Origin of the sequence: Geobacillus sp. Sah69 (assembly GCF_001414205.1) — a bacterium.
Lineage (GTDB): Bacteria > Bacillota > Bacilli > Bacillales > Anoxybacillaceae > Geobacillus > Geobacillus stearothermophilus.
On record NZ_LLKS01000073.1, the window covers coordinates 1 to 19,765 of the forward strand.

Genomic DNA, 19,765 nt, shown 5'->3' on the forward strand with positions numbered 1-19,765 from the left:
CTGTTCCTTGCGGCGCTTCTCTTTGAGCGTGGTTCCCACGCCGAAATCGGCTTCGGTCTCGTGCAGCAGCCGGGGAACGAGGAATCGTCCGTCTTTTGCCAGTCTGGCAATGACCAGGGCGTCTTTGGCGTCGTGTTTCGTCGGCAGGTTGTCATCAAGTTCTTTCGACCGGCACACATGCGCCGGGTTGACCATGACCAACGGGATCCCGTGCTCCTCGAGGAAGTAGGCCAGGTTCAACCAGTAGTGCCCGGTCGGCTCCACGGCGACGATCACCTCTGACTTCCCAAACGCTTGCATCGCCTCCTGAATCGCTTTATACAGCTGCTGAAACCCCTCTTTCGACTGGAAGATCGGGAACGACTTGCGAAGCACGCGCCCCCGGTCATCCACGAAGCAGGCGTAGTGGGTTCGTTTCGCGATATCAATACCCACGACAAGCGTTTGTTCGGTTACTTGATCAATTTTATAGTTTTGTGTACAATTCATCTGAAGTCCTCCTTGGTATGGTGAGTGATGTGGTTGACACCCCTGCATCATACCAAGAGGGCTTTTTTTGATCAAGTCCCCGGAAAAGCTCCTAACGGGAATGCTCCTTATATGGTGTAAGATTGGTGGTGACAATGTTTAGAATGGTTTTTTCGCCGCCAATTATAATTGTCATTTTCTGCAAAACGTTCTGCCGCCTTTCCAGCCTTTCCGGGCACGAAAAGGGCGCCTTCTGCAGGCGCCCATGCGATTTACGACTTGTCATCAATTTTATCGGAATAACCGCGGCCGAGCGACGGTTGTTTAAAATACCGGCCATCACCAAAATGCTTAAGAAGGCATGGTACAGTTGTTCATATTTGCCAAGATCAATGTCGACGCCGAATGTCTCAAGCGCAATCACGGCAAACGATCCGATTGCCAGCCAAAGCCCGTAATTTTTAAAACGCTCCACCGTTTGCGTCCCCCATTTGCTTTATGGCTAGATCCACGAAAACGGTCTCTGTTCTCCTTCGTTTCGATCATAGCCTCCTTCACCATGTTCTTCCTTATCCCGGTCCCGCGCATCTTCAACGGCTTCCATTTCCGTATCATCGCGGTGCGGGAACAACCATGGATCGCGGATGCGGCCGCGCGGCATAATGACGATGTCATCGGCATGAATGATCAATTTATCGACATGAATCACTTTCGCTTTTTTCCGATCCGACATGCCCTTCCCCCCTTCCTTTCGCCTAGTTGCACTGTTAGACTATGCAAGGAGAGGAAGCGGAGTATAGGCGCTTCTCACGGATTTGTGCTATTTCTTTACGACCGGCGGCCGGCCGCAGCCGCAGCCTCTCGGGCGCCGCACTGGCTGGGTTGTTGAGGTGAGCGCCCAAGCCGTCGGTTTGGGCGAGATTGGTTTCGTCATGGCCTCATCCCTCCAAATGAAAAAAATGTATGGCTACTGCTATTGTATGGCCCTATCGGCCAAGGGTGCGCCTCATTTTTCCTTGCGCTCGTCCGGGTGGGGCACAATCGCGTTTTCTTGGCGCAGCGTACGGAAAAACCAGCTGTCCGGCCGTTCTTCGTCACGTACTCCTCCCGTCTCTCCTTGCAGCTGCTGCAGCTGGCGGCGAAGTTCGTCGTTTTGTTTCATCAGCTGCTTTATTTGCTCATAACGTTGCTTGCTTTGGTAAGCCAGTTCCCTTAACACTACATTTTCTGCCTCTGCTTCTTCGAGCCGGCGCTCCAGCTCAGCAATCCGCTCAGCCAGCCGCCGTTCATCTATCCCTTTTGTTCCTGCCTTCGCCGCTCCCCGTTGTTCTCTCATTCGTCATCTCCCCCTTTATTTCATCGTCCGGCAGACGCCTGCCGATAAAAAATCCGCATCTGTCCCAACACATTTACCTATATCATTCATAGTATACAGTAGTCCCAAACCATTAGGCGTTGGGGAACAAATGAACGATAGGAGGAACGAGAAAATGGGCCATTACCATCGCGATACGGAAAGGGTATGCATCAGAACACGCAAAATTTATGACTGGGTGACGCGGCAAATCGACGTGCCATTAAAAAGCTTCAGCGGCGATGATTTGGAAACGATTTTCCCATCGGACACTTGTCCGGGAGACGGGACGATTTGCGACTTTTTGGCAGCGCAAAACATGGACCCGCAAAACTTTGCCATTCGTTGTTTCTTGACAGACGCTGCCGGAAATCCAATCGATCCGGTTGTTGACCAGGATGCGCTGATTTGCCAAGAAATCATGCAGCCAAACGGCCGGCAGCCCGTCAACGTCACCCTTCCTTCCGGGGAGACCGTGACATTGCAAAAAGTCAAAGCGCTCGTCAAAGGACACGTCGTTGTGCAAATTGTCAGCCCGACCGGCACGGTGATTTGCCAATCGGCGCCGATTCCGTTTGCCACGGCGCAAACATTCATCTTATGCGCTCCGGAAGGCACGCAGCTCAATTGCCATATTTCCTTCTTTGAATGCGATACAAGCTTAGTTTGCACGGACAACTTCACTCAACTCGACGTTTCCATCACCTTATGCCTTGAAGTCCAAGTGGAAGCTGACGTCAAAATCGAAGTTGAAGCCCGCTTCTGCCAACCGCGCGAAGAACTTGCCGAAGCTACGCTGTGCCCGACAACCAAATTCCCGCCACAATGCCCGGACGTATTCCCAGCAATGTAACGTCCCGCACCACTTAGGCTGTTGTTCTCAACAACAGCCTTTTTTATATGGCACTTGCCTTCCGCGTATACATAAGATAAAAATGGAAGGAGTGGAAAACGAGTGAAAAATGCGAATGATGACCGGCACCTCCGCCTGCAGCAACAAATTATTCACTACCGGTCTGAAGCCGCCTCGTGCAGGCAACAGATCAAGCAGCTTGAGGCCGAACTGGAAAAAGAAAAAATGCGCAGCGCCTATCTAAAAGAAAAATTGCGTGAAGCCGAAACAGTCAACGCCGAAATGTACAAGAAAAAGATCGCGGCCTTGGAGCGCCAGCTTTTGTTGTATGAAATCGCGCTCGAAGAGGCAGAGCATCGCGTCTCCGGACCGCAACAAACCACCGGCGCCGATCCAGCCGCTTCCGTGCTGGCGCTGTTTCATTACTCGGTTATGATCCCGACGCACCTTGATGAAGAAGAAATTGTCGTGATTGGCGACTTCATCATCCGCAACAGCGGAACCGCGCCGCTTCACCATCCGGTCGTCTGCCTCCGCATCTCGCCGCCGAAAGCAGCGGTGCTGAGCGGAAAAATTGCGCTCCCCCAAAGCGGGCGCGCCGCACAGGAGGGGCTGGCTGACAGCGGCGCCGAAGGTTGGACGTTCATCCAAGAAAACTGGCGGGAAAAAGTGCGGCAAAACGGCGAATATTGGATTGCCCCGCTTCATGGCGTCCCCATTGAACCAGGTGAAGAACGGCGCTTTTCCCAGTTTGAGATTGCGGTTCGACCGTCCGGCAACGTCCGCTCCCTGACAGTCGACGGCTTCGTATATGGCGCTGAACTGCCCAAAGGCGCCGACGCGGCCAACCGCATCGCCGTCCAATGGTAAACGGAGCCCGCCCCATCCAATGGAGCGGCTGCTTTTCCCGGCCGGCTTCAGCCGGCCTCGTCTTGTCGGCAGCAACGATCTTTGCTTGACAGCAGCAGCGGGGGCATGATGCTTCAAGTGTCCAAGACCAACCGAAACACAATCTCCCACCGGCGGAAGCCGTCGGCCAGCCATCCAGGCGGCAGCTTTCCGCTGCAGCCGGTCCGGATGACGCAAGCTATATAGATGCAATTTAAAGCTTTAACATTTTTCGTCTTTGCCGGTCATTGCATCCGACTGTCGAGTGACCGAACAACGCCGCTTAAAGACCCATGAATGGGTCTGTGAAGCGAGTCGTTGTTCGGTCTTCCGTCACGCTAAGGCGTGACGGAGGCAAGCCACACGCTTGCCTTCGACAGTCGAAAATGGGCAAACCACTTTTCTGTCAAGGATATGTTAAACTTCTTTGTTGCATCTATATAGCGTCTCTCCCCTTACGAGAGCCACTTGCTGACAACCGTTTCAATCAGCGCCGCCCCGCCGGCGACTGCGAGCAGCACGATCAGCGGCTGGAAAACGGCCGGCCAAGCAACAACCCCAATATAACAAAACGCTGCACACCATATCCCGGTGCACCAGTAGCAACTTAGCAGTTCGCCGATCCAGCGCCGCAATCCGCTGCCCTTCAAAATGAGAAATACTTCTTTTCTTCCGTCCGGAAGCTCCTCCTCCACCCATTCATGGAAAGGCCGGCGAAGCCAGGCGGTGATCGTATCGTATACGATGAGCCTCGTCAGACGAAAGCTGGCTAAACAAAGAAGAATAAAGGAAAACGGGTCATCCACGTTCCTCTCCCCTTTCCGCTCGCTGCGGCCGCAAAAGGAGGCGTGCGCTTTTTCCGCCTCCTCGGCCCGGCAGCAGGCGAACCTGCTCCGGTGCGGACGTTTACCCAAACGCTCTCCTACGCCAATCATATGATGGAGTATAGGTTTTTAACACAAGAGACAAGAGAAGAATAATCAAGAAAAGCCTTGCCGGCCAGCGCCAAAGAGCGCGGTCGGCCTTATTTTTTGCCGCCCCTTTTCGCCATGGCCTAGTGCACCTGTCTATACCAACTCGTTTCCCTTTACATACACTCTTATTAACCGACCATTGGCGCTAGGAGGAACTGATCGTGGCCTCAAAACGATCCCGCCTGTTGTTTGAAGTGTTGCACAGCTACGGCCTGTCGGAAACCGAGGTGGATATCGCCGGCGAGCTAAAAAAGGAAAAAGTATGGCTTCTGCAAAACAAAAAAACGGGTGAGAGGTGCGTACTAAAACGGCTGAATGAGGATAAAACACCTTTCCCGATTTTGCTTCATTCCAAACTATATGAAACTGGATTTCACGTCCCAAAAATGATCCGGACAAAAACAAAGCAACCTTACGTTCAACGAAAAAACCACTATTACTACTTGATGGAGTACGTTTCCTCAAGCGGAAGCAAGCCCTCATTCCAGCAACGGATTGAATGGTTGGCCCGTTTTCACAAACACAGCCTATTCGACGATTGGATCCCTCCCCATTCGCCGTCCTTCCCCGAACCGACCGACATACTGGATGCACACCGGGAAAAGACGGCGTATTTACAGAAACAGGCAGAGACCGTTAATAATGGGACCTCTCTTTCTCATATAATGAAACAGATGGCCCAGCTTTCGGCCAAAAGCTATGCGCTGCTTGAAAAAAGCGATGTCGCTGACTTTTGCCGTGAAGCGGCGAAACGGAAAGCCATTTGCCATGGGGATTATAACAGCAACAATCTGTTATTGGCCGAAAGCAATAAAGTGATGATGATTGATTTTGACCGCGCTTACTATGACCTCCCGCTCGATGATTTTCGCTTTTTGCTCATTTCCTTAACAAGAAACCCGAAAAACAACGTGTCCAAAAGAATTCGGTCATTATTTGAAATCTATTTCTCCATTTGTCCGCTCTATGCTTCGTATCAAAGCGTCTACTTAGCCGATGCTATGTTTCCGCATATGTTTTACAGCGAAATCATCGGCCAAGGGACGCGAAAGCAGGCGACAGGCAGCCAACCGCCGTTGGACTTGCTCATCCGCCTCGCTGAGCAGGAAAAGAAAAAGTTCGCTTTTTTGTCCGACTTGTCGAAAAGCGAGGGATCAAGAACATGAGACGAACGATCGCTCATTTTATCCATGAAACTGTAGATGAGTATTTTTCATTACAGTAATTTCCATTCCCTAAGAGACAAACAGGGGACCCCTTAGGCGACATGGAGCTGTTTTTTGATCACATCAATGGGAATATCTTGCTTTGCGGCGTCATAGATGAACTCGACGACGCTGTGCCCTTTCCGAGACCGAAGAAGCTCCAGGCCGGAAGAGATGTCTTGTTGAGATTCCGCGATGCTGTATACGCAGGCTAACAGCACCACGACCCAATACCGTTTCACCGCCCGAACGTGGCGAACACGGTACCCATCGAGCTTCAGCTGGTCTTTTGCCTGCCGGAAAAAGCATTCGATCGTCCAGCGCTGGGCATAGTAACGCAAGATGTCTTCGTCACTCAGCTCCCGGTCGGTGCTCAATATGACATGGAGATGATCCGGCGTCATCGGTTGATCCGCCTTCCAAGCCAGCAGCACCACCGCGTCATCAAGACCGTTGAGCGCGCCTTCGTAGCGGTAGACACGATAGCGCTCGTTCCCCACCGTGACGAGGCGGGTGTCATTTGGCTCGATATAGCGGGCAAACTCCTTCGCTTGGATGGCGATACCTTTCGGGTAGAGAATCCGGTTCGTCTTGAGCATGGCGATGACATGGAATCCTTGTTTCAGACAGGCTTCGATGAGCGCTTGGGACGGATACCATGAATCCACGAGCACATACACCGGCTGAGCCCGCTTCCCCTTGAGCGAGGAAAGCATCTCGATCGCCAGGTCGATTTTGCTTCTTCCCGATGTCTTGTCATACAGACGAAAGGCGAACGGAAACGCTTGCGTGAAGGTGTGCACCATCAGCCAAACAAGCGAATGCCCCCAGACCAATTGATGATCGCTGTGAGAGAAATGCCAGTCACACCCTTGAATGGCGTGCGTTGCCCGTGACGAAGGCTTCGTTTTTTGGCAAATGGTATCATCAATCGAAAGGAACAGGGGTTGATTCGTCCGTTTGGCCAGGCGTTCGATCTGGCGAAGAACCCACTCCTGAAGCTTCTCAAGCAGTTTTTCCTCGTTCCAAGGGCTTTTCGTGAAAAAGTGGCTGAGCGTGGTTCGATGATTCGGATGAAAACTCCAGTACCGGACATCCGTCAATGTCCCCGAAAATCCCTTGGTCGTCAAGGCGTCGACAAGATGAACGAGATGCTTGATGACCGGCTTCGAGAAATAAAGCGCCAATCCCAGCGTCATGAAAAACTTGTGGATTCCTTGATGATGTGCTAATCTATTCATGAGACATGAACCTCCTTGTGGGTAGTTGGTAGCACATCTATTCTAACCAAGGAATCGGGTTCATGTCTCCTTTTTTGTTTAGTTTGTAAATTTATGTTAGCAAATTTGCTCATCTACAGATGATAACCGGCCGGCTTGGCCCCATTATATCAAAACGAATTATAATTGTATAGATGCAATTTGAAGATTTACCATTTTAAGCCTTTATCGACTGTCAGGCGACCGAACAACGCCGCTTCACAGGCCATTTCACCCCTTCAGCGGGGAATTCATGGTTTTTGCCCCAGTACTTCGGTGCTGGGGTTTTATTTTTGTAAACATTTTTTGTCAGACACAAAATAAAAACCATCCTTTGCATGGAGGATGGTTTTTTACTGGTTTTTACTTCGTATCACAAGCTCATATCCCATCATTTCACATATCCTGACAAGTTCAGCCACTCGAAGAGAATTGTTATTGATAGCTGATCGGAAAGTTGTTTCTTTGATGTTCAAATTTCTGGCCACGGCAGCCATGCTGTCAATATCGGATTCTGCCATCATAATCTTCAATGCGCGTTTGAGATCTGTATCATTTAAGACAATTTCTCTTTTCATAGTTCCCCTTGTCCCCTTTCCAATATTTTCATTCAACGACAATTATAACATCGAAATAACAAATATTTGATTAAAAAGGTAAAATATTCATTAATTTTCGTCGGCTCGACGAATATTTCATTGTATCATAGGGAATGAATAGAGATTTAATCATTTTTTGGTAACGGGGAGGGGAAGAAGATGGATTTTACGTTGCCAGCCGAGATTGAATTTTTAAAAGAAAACGTCCGTAAATTTGTGAAAGAAGTCGTGGAACCGGTGGCCATGGACATTGAAGAAAACGACCACATTCCAGAAGATATTATTGAAAAATCGAAAGCCATGGGGCTGTTCGGCTTAAGCATCCTGGAAGAATACGGCGGCCTTGGCTTGTCGATGGTCGGCAAATGCGCCATTTATGAAGAACTCGGGAAAACGCATAACGGCTATACGACATTAATCGGCGCTCATACCGGCATCGGTACGGTCGGCATCGTCGAGCTCGGCACCGAGGAACAAAAGCGGCGCTACTTGCCAAAAATGGCGACAGGCGAAAGGATCGGCGCCTTTGCCTTAACCGAGCCGAGCGCCGGCTCGAACGCCGCCGCAATCGGCCGTGTGCCAAGGCCAAGCATCATCGCCCAGCCGCCGGCAAGCTCCACCATCGTCACGATGTAGGCGAGCCAGCCGGGAAGCCCCATCGCCGCAAACGAATCGGCCGCCGCCTCAAGCCCCCGCTGCCATTTCACCCAGCCATGGGCGAAAAAGATGAACCCGGTGACAATCCGCAACAGAAAGGCGCCGAATTCCTGGGAATGCATGAGATTCTCCCTCCTTGTCCCAACAGCATGGTAGTACAATGTATGCGGGTGGGTCCGCCCCCATGCCTTTCGTTAGCCATTCGACCGGCAATGGGCTACAATGGAGGGGAAGCGCGTCAAAAGTAGAGGAGGATATGGCCGTGAAAATTGAAGTATGGTCCGATTTTGTCTGCCCGTTTTGCTATATCGGCAAACGCCGATTGGAACAGGCGCTTGAGCCATTTCCGCACCGGGAAGACGTTGAAATCGTATTCCGCAGCTTTGAACTCGATCCAAACGCACCAAACGAGACCCCATTGACGATTCATGAAATCATCGCCAACAAATACGGCATTTCGCTCGAGGAAGCGAAGCGGGCGAACGCCGATATCGGCCGGCAGGCGGAGGCGGTCGGTTTGACGTTCCGCTTTGACACGATGAAGCCGACGAATACGTTTGACGCCCACCGGTTGGCTCAATATGCGAATGAAAAAGGAAGGCTTCAAGATGTCGTCGAGCGGTTGTTTTACGCCTATTTTACGGAGTCGAAGCGAATCAGCGACCGCAATGTGCTGCTTGCGATCGCCGAAGCAGCCGGGCTTGACCGGACGGAAGCGGAAGAAGTGTTGGCCAGCGGCCGCTACACACAAGAGGTGCGCCGCGATGAGGAAGAAGCGGCGGCGTTGGGCGTCCGCGGCGTGCCGTTTTTCGTTCTGAACCGGAAGTATGCGATTTCCGGCGCCCAGCCGGTTGAGGTGTTCCGGCGGGCGCTGGAGAAGGTATGGGAGGAAGAACAATCGCGGCCGCTGCAGCCGCTGTCGACTGATCAAGGCGGGACGTGCACCGACGAAGGGTGCTCTATTTAAGAAAATAAATCAAAAGGAAAAGCCGGTTAGGGATGCCTAGCCGGCTTGCTGCTTTGCTGTCATCGAGGTCGGCGTCGGTTTGTAATCATAATGCGCCTCGTCGATTTTGTGGATCAATTCCATCGTGACATGGCGGTGGGAAAGGAAATATTGCACCCATTGTTGTGCGCGGGACATGCGTATTCCTCCTTTGGAATTTATTTCCTCGTCCTATTATACCACAAATAGAGGAAATGTTGGCGGCTAGTGTTTCTCCTTGTTTTGGTCCTTTGCCTGTCACCTTTTCCTTTCAAATGCTTATTCTATTAATAAAATAAGAAAAAATGTGGAGTGGATGTCCCTATATTGTCTTCGTGAAAAACGCCGGACATGTAAGGAAGGGGAGGAAACGACGATGCCGAAAATTTTTATTGACCCCGGTCATGGGGGAAGAGATACCGGAGCGATCGGCAACGGGTTGTTGGAGAAAGACATTACGTTGTTTATCGCTCTTGAAATCAACCGTCTGCTGCAAAATGAGTATGAAGGAGTGTTGGTGCAGCTGAGTCGGACAAAAGATGAAACGGTGCCGCTTGAGGAGCGGACGGATCGGGCCAATCAATGGGGGGCGGATTTATACGTGTCGATTCACGTGAATGCCGGTGGCGGCACGGGGTATGAAGATTATATTTATAATCGGCTCGATGACGATTCGGTAACAGCCCGCATCCGCGATGCCATTCATGAAGAAGTCGTCAAGGCTACAGGATTTCGCGACCGTGGGAAAAAGAAAGCAAACTTCCATGTGCTGCGCGAAACAGTGATGCCGGCGGTGCTCACGGAGAATGGATTTATTGATCGAAAAGAGGATGCAGAAAAATTGAATGACACCCAGTTTTTGCGAACAGTCGCCCGTGGGCATGTGAATGGAATGGCACGGGCATTGGATCTGACAAAAAATCAAACCTCTTTTTAACTTCCCTCCGAAAGAAGTCTCCTACTTCTAAACGTGAAGGTGCGCCAGCACCAGTGAAAGTGGGAGATGAATGTCGGTTGGCGTTAGCCAACGAATAGGATAGAATATGGCTAGAACGGACACCTTCGGAACGAAGGGAAGCGTAAAGGGTTCTTGTGTGTGGCTTACCGTTCAGCGAACACACACAAGTCGCTTGAAGCCCCCACCTCTAAGCGAAGCGTAGGTGGTGGGTAGTTCACCGCGTGTGACAGTGGATGGAACGCAAGTCGGGGCATTTACGGAGAAGGAAAATGTGCTGCGTCAAGTGGAGCGTTATTTAGGAAGAGCGAAGCGGATTGTGCTTGAACAAGTCGAGGAATGACGGGAACGCTTGCCTAGTTTCAGCTGGGCGAGCGTTTTTTTGTCCGTTTGTCCTAGAAGGGTAGTGATGGAGTGAAAAAAACACGAAAAACACGGTGTTCTCAAGTTGAGAAGCCTTTTAAAACCAGGCCTTCTCTCGCGCCCCAAAACACTGATTAAGCGAAAGTCACCGTTTTTCACCGGCCTTCTAGAAAAAAAGAGGGAAGCGCTTATTGTGCGCTTCCCTCTTCATTTTCGCGTTTGTTGTAATCGTATTTCGACGGATCGACCGGTTCGAAGCCTTTTGGGGTATAGAACCGGAGCAAATCGCCGTAAACAACCTTATCCGACAGGTCGAGCTTCGTGCGGACGATTTGTTCGAGACGTTGAATCTCCGGCGTTTCTTCAAGCGGCTCGCCCGTTTTCGTATCATAGTACTTGCCGTTGACCGCTGTCACGGTTGGCGTTACGAAGTCACCGTTGCGGAACGGGATGATTTCTTGATGGTCCGGCGACAACAAGTCCGTTCCGAAGTGGACGTAATTTTTCGAGTCGATGCCAAGCAAATGCAACAAAGTCGGCAACAAGTCGATTTGGCCGCCGAATTCATGAATGACGCCGCCTTTTATGCCTGGGACATGGATGAACAGCGGCACTCGTTGTAACTGGGCGTGTTCATACGGCGTGATTTCCTTGCCTAAAATTTGCGACATGGCCTTGTTGTGATTTTCCGAAATGCCATAATGGTCGCCGTACAAAATAATGACCGAGCGGTCGTACAGACCGGATTTTTTCAAGTAATCAAAGAACTCTTTGATGGCCTCATCCAAGTAGCGGGCCGTTTGGAAGTAACGGTCGACCGTTCCGTCTCCCGTCGTTGCCGGCGGGATTGTGGCATCTTCCTCGCTGATCGGGTACGGGAAGTGGTTCGACAGTGTAATAAATTTCACATAGAACGGCTCTTTCAACGTTTCCAACAGAGGGATCGACTCCCGGAAGAACGGTTTGTCTTTCAACCCGTAGTTCAAGACGTCCTCGTCGTTCATATCATAGTAGCTGGCGTCAAAGAAATGATCGAACCCGAACGATTTGTAAATTTCATCGCGGTTCCAGAACGATTTGTAGTTGCCGTGGAAAACCGCGCTTGTGTAACCGTATTGGCGCAAAATGGCAGGAGCCGCATGGTACGTATTTTGCCCTTTCGTCGTGAAGACGGCCCCTTGCGGCAGGCCATAGAGCGAGTTTTCGAGCATAAACTCTGCGTCCGATGTTTTCCCTTGACCCGTTTGATGGAAGAAGTTATCGAAATAGAATGTGTTCGGATCGCGGGTGAGCGAGTTTAAAAACGGCGTCACTTCCTGGCCATTCAGTTTGTAGTTGATTAAAAAGTTTTGGAATGACTCCAAGTGAATATAGATGACGTTCATTCCTTTGGCGACGCCGAAATACTTCGGATTCGGCTCGGCATATGTCGCCTGCACATGGTTCAATACGGTTGTGATGTCGCTTTTGTTCGCGAACGCCCGTTGTGTCGACGATTTCATGCTTTGGATCGTGTCATAGATCAAGTAGTTGTATACCCCTAAATATTTGACGATATAGTTGCGGTCAAACGTTCTAGTCAACAGCTGCGGGCGGTCGGCTTCCGCGAGCGCCAAGTTGACGCTGAACATTAAAATGGCCGAAGCAAAAATAACGCCTTTTTTGACGCGACCGGCCCGCACCGGCGGAAGCGGGAACCGTTTCGAGAACACGATCACTGCCAAAATGATCGTGTCCAAGAAATAAAGCGGGTCATACCATCTGAGCAATTCCAAAATGCTGCCGCCGAGATCGCCAAAGTTTTTCGTTTGCGTCAACGTCGGCAATGTAATAAAATCGCTGAAAAAGCGATAATAGACGATATTGGCGTATAAAATGAACGACAAAATGAGATTAATAGTAACGAGCCGCCTATATACCCGTGTTTCTCTGCCCAATAGGGCTAAGCCAAAGAAAAACACCGCCGAGCTGATCGGATTGATCAACAGCAAAAACTCCTGCATGGAGTTGCTGATGCCAAGGTTAAATTCCGCTAGATAGGCGACATACGTCTTCAGCCAAAACAAGAGCACCGCCAAAATAAAAAAACCAATATATTGGTTAGGGAGAGAACGGCATTTTGTCAACAATTTCTTTCCAATCGTTTTCACGTTCTCTTCTCCTCCTTTGCCTCGTATTCTCGAAAGATCCATTTCTATTTCTATTCTTCTATGAACAGCTTCCGCGCATAGCAGTCAGCATTTTGTCCTGACATCATTTTACATCGGAACGTCTCCATGTCAAGTAGCATAATACGTCTTTTGCCAAAAGTCAATGGAATGTTTTTTAAGGATTGACGGGCGCCTCCTTCCTTGCCACCTCGTTTCCCTGTATGGCGATGGACTGCCACTCATATATGACGAATGGAAATCGAAAAGGTTTCAACTGCCCTTCTGAAAACGTCCCGATGCGCGTGGCCATGCCCTTTACCCATTTTATTAGACAACGAGGACATTATGATAAAAATTATTGGCTGTACCGGAATCGGCTTGTTTTTGGTATATTTTTTCTATGCATTATCCACAAACTATAAGGAAGAACTGGATGAAGGGAAAGAGGTAAGCCATGCCAATGAATCCGAAAGGCAAATTTTTTGATCCGCCGAAAATTCTCGTGTCCGGATTTGCGCTCATTATTTTGATTGGAGCGCTGCTGTTGATGCTTCCTGTTGCGACCGTGGATGGAAAGGGGTTGCCGTTTTTAGACGCGCTGTTTACAGCGACTTCCGCGACGTGCGTAACTGGACTTGTTGTCGTCGACACCGGGACGACGTTTACCCTGTTTGGCCAGCTTGTCATTTTGGCGCTCATTCAAGTCGGTGGGCTCGGATTTATGACGTTTGCGACGCTGTTTGCCTTTTTGTTTGGCAAACGCATTTCGTTGAAAGAACGGCTCATCCTCCAAGAGGCGCTCAATAATTTGACGATCGAGGGCATCGTTCGGCTCGTCAAACGCATTTTCCTTTTTACTGTTGTGATTGAAGGGATCGGCGGGGTGTTGCTCTCAATCCGCTTTGCCTTTGACATGCCGCTCGGCCGGGCGATTTACTTTGGCTTTTTCCATGCGATTTCGAATTTTAACAACGCCGGGTTTGATTTAATGGGTGAGTTCCGCAGCTTGACCGGCTATGTGGACGATCCGGTCGTCAGCCTTGTTGTGCCGATTTTGATTATTTTAGGCGGAATCGGCTTTATTGTCATGAATGAAGTGTACGAGTATAGGCAGATGCGCCGCCTTTCCCTTCATACGAAGGTCGTCGCCATTACGACGGCATGGCTGCTAGTAGCCAGCATGGCGCTGATATTGCTGCTGGAGTGGAACAATCCGAAGACGATGGGGCCGCTGTCGCTCTCAGGCAAGTTTCTGTCCGCGTTTTACCAGGCGGTCACTCCGAGAACAGCGGGCTCGAATACGCTTAACATCCCGGATTTGACGCAGCCGACGCTGTTTTTGATCGTGTTTCTCATGTTTGTCGGCGCTTCCCCGGGTTCGACGGGCGGCGGAATCAAAACAACGACCTTTACGACGTTGCTCGGCGCGGTTTGGTCGCAAATTCGCGGGAAGGAAGACGTCATTTTGTTCCGAAAACGAATTGTCTATGATACGGTATACAAGTCGCTGACCGTGACCATGAGCGGGCTGTTTATCGTCATGTTTGTAACGATGGTGTTGACGATCACCGAGAGCGGAAAAGACTTTCTCATGATTTTATTCGAAGCGACGTCGGCGTTTGGGACCGTCGGACTGTCGATGGGACTGACTCCAGAGTTGTCTCCGCTTGGAAAGGCGGTCATTATCTTGACGATGTTTGCCGGCCGCGTCGGTCCGCTGACGATCGCGTACGCGGTCACGCTGCGCCGTCAGCCTGATCCGTTCCGCTATCCGAAAGGGAAAATTATGATTGGATAGAGGCAAGACAGGAAAAAGAAAGAAAGCATAAAGATAAGGACGGTTTATGCGAAAAAGCGGCTCAAAGGCAGAGAAAATCGTTGTTTTTTCCGCTTTTTCACTGTTTACGGAGAAAAGGGAGAGGAGTAATATATGGAAGCAGAAACAACTGAATATTTAGCGCTGAATCCGTCATGGAGCGGGGGACCCACTTGTTGCAACGCTCGTTGCTAGGGGTGAATCCGAAAGGACGGGCATCTCTCCAAGCCCGAACCCGACAGCTAACCTCGCAAGCGCTTTGGGGAGGGACGAGTATGGTTTTGAACCAAACGTAGCCGTTGAGCGCGTCCTCAGCGGTTTTTTCTTTTTGAATCAACTCGAATATGCTTTGGGAGGAACGGAAGCATGGCTTCGTTAAAACGTTTGTTGATTGGGAAACCGATGGAGACAAAACGGCTCGAACATGAAAAATTGCCGAAATGGAAAGCGTTGGCCGTTTTTTCTTCCGATGCGCTGTCATCGGTGGCCTACGCGACGGAAGAAATTTTGCTTGTGCTTGCTTTATTAGGGACAAGCGTCTTTTTCTATTCGCTGCCGATCGCGGTGGCGATTTTAGTATTGCTTTTGTTAGTGACCTTGTCGTATCGGCAAATCATTTACGCGTTTCCGTCCGGCGGCGGGGCGTATGTCGTCGCCCGCGACCATTTGGGGACGAAAATTAGTTTAGTGGCCGGGGCGGCGCTGATGATCGATTATATTTTAACTGTCGCCGTCAGCATCAGCTCCGGCGTCGCCGCGCTGACATCGGCGTTTCCGGGGCTGCTGCCGTGGAAAGTGGAGCTCGCTGTCGCTCTTGTCTTGCTTTTAATGGTGCTCAATTTACGCGGCATTACCGAATCCGCAACGGTTTTCGCCTACCCGACGTATGTGTTCATTGGCTTCGTTCTTGTGATGATCGCTGTCGGCGGGTGGCAGTTGTGGCAGGAAGGATGGCATGGGTTTACGATGCATGAGCATGCTTCCACAGCTCACATGTTTGCGTCCGGTTACAGTTTGTTTATTTTGCTGCGCGCCTTTTCATCGGGATGTTCGGCGATGACTGGGGTCGAAGCAATCAGCAACGGCGTGCCGGCGTTCCGGCCAGACAGTTCAAAAAACGCCGCCATTACGATGGGATGGATGTCCGCATTGCTTGGCGTGATGTTTTTAGGCATCACCGTGTTGGCGGCGGGATTCGGCGTTACTCCGACCGAGCATCAAACGGTCATTTCGCAAATCGGACGCCATGTGTTTGGGAATGGTCTTTTGTTTTACTTGTTTCAGCTGGCGACGATGGTCATTTTAGTGCTCGCGGCGAATACGAGTTTTGCCGGGTTTCCGCAGTTGACGTCGATTATGGCGAAGGACGGTTTTTTGCCGAGAAGCTTGGCGGCCCGGGGCGATCGCCTTGTGTTTTCCAATGGCATTATATTGTTGAGCGTGCTGGCGATCGCATTGATCATCGCGTTTCATGCCAAAACCCATTCGCTCATCCCGCTTTATGCGGTTGGCGTCTTTCTTTCCTTTACGATCGGTCAGAGTGGGTTGATTAAAAAATTATGGAATCGGGAAGAAGGACGGAAATTCGGCGTGCTGCTCACCGTCGGAACGGGAGCGGTGGTCACCGGGATCGTCACGCTCGTCACGATGATCGCTAAATTTACGCAAGGGGCCTGGATCGTCATCGTGGCGATTCCGCTGTTCGTCTGGATGTTCATCCGAATTCACGAGCATTACAAAAAACTTGGCGAGCAATTGCGGCTTGACGAACGGGAGTGGCAACAGCGCGAGAAACTGTTGAAACCAAAAGTCATTATTCCCATTTCCGGCGTCAGCAAAGTGGTCGCCCAATCCGTTCAGTACGCTCGCAGCATTTCCGACGACATTACGGCACTGTCGATTATTTTCGACGAAAAAGCCGAACAAAAGCTGCGGCAAAAGTGGGAGAAGTTTTATCCGGACATTCCGTTGGAAGTCATCTATTCACCGTACCGAACCATTTTGTCGCCATTATTAGAATACATCACGAAAGCGGAAAAAGAAGCAGACCGCGCGCCGGTGACAGTGCTCTTGCCGCAATTTATCGTGAAAAAATGGTGGCATACATTTTTGCATAACCAAACCGCCATCATCTTGCGCTTTTTCTTGATCATGAAAAAAGATGTGGTCATTGCGACGCTTCCGTATCATTTGCGGGAATAATGTCGAGAAAAGGGGAAACATTTCCCCGGAAATCGATGCGTGTCGAATGGCAAGAAAGTCCCCTCTCTGTACGGAATTGCATATCGTACGGCAGGGGGGGATTCCTATGTGGTTATGGGTGTCCATGATTTTGCTCGCTTTCAGCGTGAGCATGGACAGTTTGAGCGTAGGCATGACGTATGGAATGAGGGGTGTCCGTTTCTCCTTTGTTTCGTTGGTGCTGATCGCATTCATGTCCGGGGCGGTGGTGTTTGCGTCCATGAACATCGGCCGCCTGTTGGCGCTTTTTTTGCCGTTGCAAGTCGAGCGAGGGCTTGCTTCGGTCATTCTCATGGCGCTTGGCGGTTGGGCGATTTATAACGTCTATAAACCAAAGGGAGACGGGAGCGAGTTTTCGATGGAGCCTGATGAAGCAGGGGGGGCTAACCGTTTCAGCGGCACTGTTCAAGTATTGAAACGCCCCGAACTTGGCGATCTTGATCGTTCAGGCACGATCAGTCAAAAAGAAGCGTTATTAATCGGCATTGCTCTTTCGATGGATTCCTTTGGCGCCGGGATCAGTTCGTCGCTTTTGCATTTTCCGCCGCTTTCGTTTGCCTTGCTGGTTGGTATGTTCAATCTTGTGTTCATCAGACTCGGCTTATCGTTGGGGTATATGGTGTCAAAAACAAGAATCATGAAAAGGGCGACCATGCTGCCTGGGGTTGTATTGATCGTCTTGGGGTTGATCAAATTATTTCGGTGACACCATGTTGGCGGCTTGTTCGTAATTCAAGTGTGAATAAGATGAAAAAAGGAGAGAGGTCCGATGTGGAAAAAGTTTTTATCGAGACTCGGCATCAGCGCTGCCAAAGTGGATCTCGTGCTGCATCGCTCGCATGTACGCCTTGGTGAAACGTTGGAAGGGGAATTTTTGCTGGAAGGTGGTTCAGTCGCCCAACACATTCGGAACTTAGATGTCGTATTGCAATTAGAAGTGCAAGCGGAAGGGAAGGCATATCGCAAAACCGCGGCGGTGATCCCGGTCGCGTCTTCGTTTACGATTCAGCCTAGCGAGCGGAAAGTGCTCCCGTTTTCGTACACACTGCCGCACCATTTGCCGATCAGCCGCCCCACGGTTCGTTATACGTTCGTCACCCGGCTCGATATTGCCGCTGGGGTGGATGCATATGACCAAGACGCCATTCACATTTTGCCGCCGACCGCCTTGGATCAAGTGTTTTCCGCATTGGCTGCCTTAGGATTCCGGGAGAAACCGGCATCTGGGAGCATTACACCGTACGGACAAGAATTTTCATTCTTCCCAACGGGTGAGTTTCAAGGGATCGTCCAGGAGGTTGAGTTTTTTGCCCTTGTCGAGGGAGAAGGGGTGCGTTTGTATATGGAGATCGACGTCCGCCACGGCTTTGGCGGGGAACGCGAAATGAAACGGGAACTGTTGATTACTCACGAACAGCTTCGCGATTCGGCGGCGGCAGCCCGTCTGCTTCGAGAAGCCATCGAAGAGGCGGTGCAGGCGGCTGGGGCGTTCGGCCAGCTGAGTGGGCATCCGTTGGCAACGCCACATTCGCCAATCTATAGCCATCCCGTAGGCCATTATTCACCCGTCCATCATTCGCACCATGGCGGACATGGATGGGCCGGAGCCATTGGCGGATTCGCGGCTGGCATGTTGGCGGGAATGGTAGCGGAGGAGTTGCTCGACGATGCAGTTGATGATGTGGCTGACGGTCTGGATGTCGATGACTGGTTTGACGGCGGCGATGGATTTGATGGCGGGGATTGGCTGTAAACAGGATGGAGGAAGGCGTTTCGCCTGAGGCGAGACGCCTTTTTTGCCGATACGGAAGGCCCGTACAATGGTGACCGTTTCCTTTTTATAGGCATATAACAGTAAATGGAAATGAACTGATAAAAAACGAGGGGGAAGCGTGATGAACCATATGCATGGGCAAATGCACGGCCATCGCCATTTGGCATGGCATGAAACGTTGGAGCTGCATGAATTGATCGCTTTTCAGGCCAACGCGTTAATGAAAATGAAAAAGGCTGTCGGCAAGATCGACTGTCCTGAGTTGAAAGGGCTTTATACGGAAACGATTCAAGGATTGGAAACGAACTTGCGCGAGCTGCTTGCCTTCATTCCGGCGGCACCGATGATGGAAGAAAGCCGCGACCATGATGATGGCGACCGGGCCTTGCACGCTGGCGATTTGCTTGGCTTTTCAAAAACGGCAGTGCGTAATTATGCTGCTGCCATTACCGAGGCGGCGACGCCGGTGCTGCGCAAAACGTTTGTCAAACATCTGCTCAAAGCCATTGACACGCACGAAAAAGCGTTCAACTATATGTATGAACGTGGTTACTATCCGGCGTACGACCTCGCCCAGCTTCTTTATCATGATGTCCGTAATGCGCAAAAGGCGTTGTCAATGGGATATGAACGATGATGGAAACGAGCCGCTCCCGCCAACGGAGCGGCTTCTTTCATTGCGGCAGGGAGGTGCAGACGATTGGATCACGAATACATAAAGCATAAAATAAAGCAAGGAAATAGTGAAAAGAATGAAGGAGGCGCCATCGATGCGTTGCTATATCGTTTTCGACATCGGCGGCACGTATGTGAAACATGCCGTCATGAACGAGCGCGGTGATTTTTTGGAAAAGGGGCGCTACCGTTCGGAGCGTCATGACTTTCAACGGTTTCGCGACGACTTGCTTCGCGTCGTCCGCCACGCGCAGGCGAGTTACGAACTTTCTGGCATCGCGATCAGTTCGGCAGGCAGCGTCGACAGCGACATCGGTGTCATTGGCGGAAGCAGCGCCTTGCCGTGCATTCACGGCCCTAACTTTAAAGACGTATTCGGCGGGGCGACGGGTCTGCCGGTGGAGCTGGAAAATGATGCGAACTGTGCGGCGCTTTGTACCACTACCTAGAACGGCGTGGGGAGATGGGGGCAGGCCCATTTCCGCCCGCTGACTGATGACTGACGCTCTTCCCGGCATCACACCCATCCAAAAACGTGCGGGTAGTAGA

At 50.9% G+C, this 19,765-nt stretch carries 18 protein-coding genes, 5 pseudogenes and 1 riboswitch; of the genes and pseudogenes, 13 read left to right on the top strand and 10 right to left on the bottom strand.

The features are described 5' to 3' along the window. The 4 genes and pseudogenes from AP057_RS15535 to AP057_RS15550 all read right to left on the bottom strand — a co-directional run. Nucleotides 1-489: transposase (locus AP057_RS15535; RefSeq protein ID WP_152968906.1), on the bottom strand; the 489-nt coding region annotated here is incomplete at its 3' end. A 251-nt stretch (nt 490-740) separates the two neighbouring features. Then, nucleotides 741-943, bottom strand: a pseudogene (locus AP057_RS15540) (holin). Nucleotides 944-970: 27 nt separating this feature from the next. After that, nucleotides 971-1,201: a hypothetical protein gene (locus tag AP057_RS15545; RefSeq protein ID WP_049624147.1), complete on the bottom strand. Its 231-nt coding sequence runs from the start codon at nt 1,199-1,201 to the stop codon at nt 971-973. A gap of 273 nt (nt 1,202-1,474) precedes the next feature. Next, nucleotides 1,475-1,804, bottom strand: coding sequence for a spore coat protein regulator protein YlbO (locus AP057_RS15550; protein WP_047817949.1), 330 nt, complete (start codon nt 1,802-1,804; stop codon nt 1,475-1,477). A 154-nt stretch (nt 1,805-1,958) separates the two neighbouring features. On the opposite strand from AP057_RS15550, the gene AP057_RS15555 reads away from it, so the two are divergent. Together AP057_RS15555 and AP057_RS15560 are read left to right on the top strand one after the other, a co-directional pair. Beyond that, nucleotides 1,959-2,675, top strand: coding sequence for a hypothetical protein (locus AP057_RS15555; RefSeq protein ID WP_049626172.1), 717 nt, complete (start codon nt 1,959-1,961; stop codon nt 2,673-2,675). 102 nt (nt 2,676-2,777) lie between these two features. Further along, nucleotides 2,778-3,545, top strand: a complete 768-nt coding sequence (locus AP057_RS15560; RefSeq protein ID WP_049626171.1) for a hypothetical protein — start codon at nt 2,778-2,780, stop codon at nt 3,543-3,545. Nucleotides 3,546-4,018: 473 nt separating this feature from the next. On the opposite strand, the gene AP057_RS15565 is transcribed toward AP057_RS15560, so the two are convergent. Continuing rightward, on the bottom strand, nt 4,019-4,369 hold the full coding sequence (locus AP057_RS15565; protein ID WP_033015715.1) for a DUF1360 domain-containing protein: 351 nt from the start codon (nt 4,367-4,369) through the stop codon (nt 4,019-4,021). A gap of 329 nt (nt 4,370-4,698) precedes the next feature. On the opposite strand from AP057_RS15565, the gene AP057_RS15570 reads away from it, so the two are divergent. Then, nucleotides 4,699-5,703 carry a phosphotransferase gene (locus AP057_RS15570; protein ID WP_049626830.1) on the top strand — a complete coding sequence of 335 codons (1,005 nt, stop codon included), beginning with the start codon at nt 4,699-4,701 and terminating at the stop codon, nt 5,701-5,703. A gap of 92 nt (nt 5,704-5,795) precedes the next feature. Here AP057_RS15570 and AP057_RS15575 read toward each other — a convergent pair whose 3' ends face one another. Together AP057_RS15575 and AP057_RS17225 are read right to left on the bottom strand one after the other, a co-directional pair. Continuing rightward, the gene (locus AP057_RS15575) at nt 5,796-6,983 is read right to left on the bottom strand and encodes an IS701 family transposase (protein ID WP_049625563.1); all 1,188 of its coding nucleotides are present in this window, start codon (nt 6,981-6,983) and stop codon (nt 5,796-5,798) included. Between the two features lie 371 nt (nt 6,984-7,354). After that, nucleotides 7,355-7,579, bottom strand: a complete 225-nt coding sequence (locus AP057_RS17225; RefSeq protein ID WP_049625123.1) for a hypothetical protein — start codon at nt 7,577-7,579, stop codon at nt 7,355-7,357. Between the two features lie 180 nt (nt 7,580-7,759). Between AP057_RS17225 and AP057_RS15585 the strand changes: the two are divergent. Then, nucleotides 7,760-8,170 (top strand): annotated as a pseudogene (locus AP057_RS15585) (acyl-CoA dehydrogenase family protein); the annotation flags it as partial. Here the strand turns inward: AP057_RS15585 and AP057_RS16805 are convergent. Next, complete coding sequence (locus AP057_RS16805; protein WP_080985726.1) at nt 8,086-8,379, bottom strand: DoxX family protein; 294 nt, start codon at nt 8,377-8,379, stop codon at nt 8,086-8,088. The pseudogene AP057_RS15585 and the gene AP057_RS16805 sit on opposite strands and share 85 nt — an antisense overlap. A 140-nt stretch (nt 8,380-8,519) precedes the next feature. On the opposite strand from AP057_RS16805, the gene AP057_RS15590 reads away from it, so the two are divergent. After that, nucleotides 8,520-9,224 (top strand): DsbA family oxidoreductase, encoded by a 705-nt coding sequence (locus AP057_RS15590; protein WP_049625124.1) that lies wholly within the window; start codon nt 8,520-8,522, stop codon nt 9,222-9,224. A 42-nt stretch (nt 9,225-9,266) separates the two neighbouring features. Here AP057_RS15590 and AP057_RS17630 read toward each other — a convergent pair. Beyond that, nucleotides 9,267-9,401 (bottom strand): annotated as a pseudogene (locus AP057_RS17630) (DinB family protein); the annotation flags it as partial. A 217-nt stretch (nt 9,402-9,618) separates the two neighbouring features. On the opposite strand from AP057_RS17630, the pseudogene AP057_RS15595 reads away from it, so the two are divergent. After that, a pseudogene (locus AP057_RS15595) lies at nt 9,619-10,167 on the top strand (N-acetylmuramoyl-L-alanine amidase); the annotation flags it as partial. A 235-nt stretch (nt 10,168-10,402) separates the two neighbouring features. Beyond that, nucleotides 10,403-10,540 carry a hypothetical protein gene (locus tag AP057_RS16815; protein ID WP_369813970.1) on the top strand — a complete coding sequence of 46 codons (138 nt, stop codon included), beginning with the start codon at nt 10,403-10,405 and terminating at the stop codon, nt 10,538-10,540. Between the two features lie 208 nt (nt 10,541-10,748). On the opposite strand, the gene AP057_RS15600 is transcribed toward AP057_RS16815, so the two are convergent. Further along, on the bottom strand, nt 10,749-12,710 hold the full coding sequence (locus tag AP057_RS15600; RefSeq protein ID WP_049624471.1) for an LTA synthase family protein: 1,962 nt from the start codon (nt 12,708-12,710) through the stop codon (nt 10,749-10,751). 460 nt (nt 12,711-13,170) lie between these two features. Here AP057_RS15600 and AP057_RS15605 point away from each other — a divergent pair, with 460 nt between their 5' ends. The 6 genes and pseudogenes from AP057_RS15605 to AP057_RS15630 form a co-directional block, all read left to right on the top strand. Further along, on the top strand, nt 13,171-14,508 hold the full coding sequence (locus AP057_RS15605; RefSeq protein WP_055359167.1) for a TrkH family potassium uptake protein: 1,338 nt from the start codon (nt 13,171-13,173) through the stop codon (nt 14,506-14,508). A gap of 150 nt (nt 14,509-14,658) precedes the next feature. Beyond that, a riboswitch (cyclic di-AMP (ydaO/yuaA leader) is annotated at nt 14,659-14,798 on the top strand. A 94-nt stretch (nt 14,799-14,892) separates the two neighbouring features. Next, nucleotides 14,893-16,728 carry an APC family permease gene (locus AP057_RS15610; protein ID WP_055359164.1) on the top strand — a complete coding sequence of 612 codons (1,836 nt, stop codon included), beginning with the start codon at nt 14,893-14,895 and terminating at the stop codon, nt 16,726-16,728. Between the two features lie 106 nt (nt 16,729-16,834). Next, nucleotides 16,835-17,473 carry a sporulation membrane protein YtaF gene (gene ytaF, locus AP057_RS15615; protein ID WP_049624469.1) on the top strand — a complete coding sequence of 213 codons (639 nt, stop codon included), beginning with the start codon at nt 16,835-16,837 and terminating at the stop codon, nt 17,471-17,473. A 63-nt stretch (nt 17,474-17,536) separates the two neighbouring features. After that, the gene (locus tag AP057_RS15620; protein ID WP_049626555.1) at nt 17,537-18,520 is read left to right on the top strand and encodes a sporulation protein; all 984 of its coding nucleotides are present in this window, start codon (nt 17,537-17,539) and stop codon (nt 18,518-18,520) included. Nucleotides 18,521-18,671: 151 nt separating this feature from the next. Then, a complete protein-coding gene (locus AP057_RS15625; protein WP_080706550.1) occupies nt 18,672-19,178 on the top strand; it encodes a spore coat protein in 507 nt (168 codons plus the stop codon). A 133-nt stretch (nt 19,179-19,311) separates the two neighbouring features. After that, nucleotides 19,312-19,650 (top strand): annotated as a pseudogene (locus tag AP057_RS15630) (ROK family protein); the annotation flags it as partial. Between the last annotated feature and the right edge of the window lie 115 nt (nt 19,651-19,765).

Bases quoted from the DNA above. Each gene is read 5' to 3' on its own strand.
- AP057_RS15550 (WP_047817949.1), bottom strand. From the start codon at position 1,804: ATGAGAGAACAACGGGGAGCGGCGAAGGCAGGAACAAAAGGGATAGAT.
- AP057_RS15555 (WP_049626172.1), top strand. From the start codon at position 1,959: ATGGGCCATTACCATCGCGATACGGAAAGGGTATGCATCAGAACACGC.
- AP057_RS17225 (WP_049625123.1), bottom strand. From the start codon at position 7,579: ATGAAAAGAGAAATTGTCTTAAATGATACAGATCTCAAACGCGCATTG.
- AP057_RS15545 (WP_049624147.1), bottom strand. From the start codon at position 1,201: ATGTCGGATCGGAAAAAAGCGAAAGTGATTCATGTCGATAAATTGATC.
- AP057_RS16805 (WP_080985726.1), bottom strand. From the start codon at position 8,379: ATGCATTCCCAGGAATTCGGCGCCTTTCTGTTGCGGATTGTCACCGGG.
- AP057_RS15605 (WP_055359167.1), top strand. From the start codon at position 13,171: ATGAATCCGAAAGGCAAATTTTTTGATCCGCCGAAAATTCTCGTGTCC.
- AP057_RS15625 (WP_080706550.1), top strand. From the start codon at position 18,672: ATGCATGGGCAAATGCACGGCCATCGCCATTTGGCATGGCATGAAACG.
- AP057_RS15575 (WP_049625563.1), bottom strand. From the start codon at position 6,983: ATGAATAGATTAGCACATCATCAAGGAATCCACAAGTTTTTCATGACG.
- AP057_RS15610 (WP_055359164.1), top strand. From the start codon at position 14,893: ATGGCTTCGTTAAAACGTTTGTTGATTGGGAAACCGATGGAGACAAAA.
- ytaF (WP_049624469.1), top strand. From the start codon at position 16,835: ATGTGGTTATGGGTGTCCATGATTTTGCTCGCTTTCAGCGTGAGCATG.
- AP057_RS15620 (WP_049626555.1), top strand. From the start codon at position 17,537: ATGTGGAAAAAGTTTTTATCGAGACTCGGCATCAGCGCTGCCAAAGTG.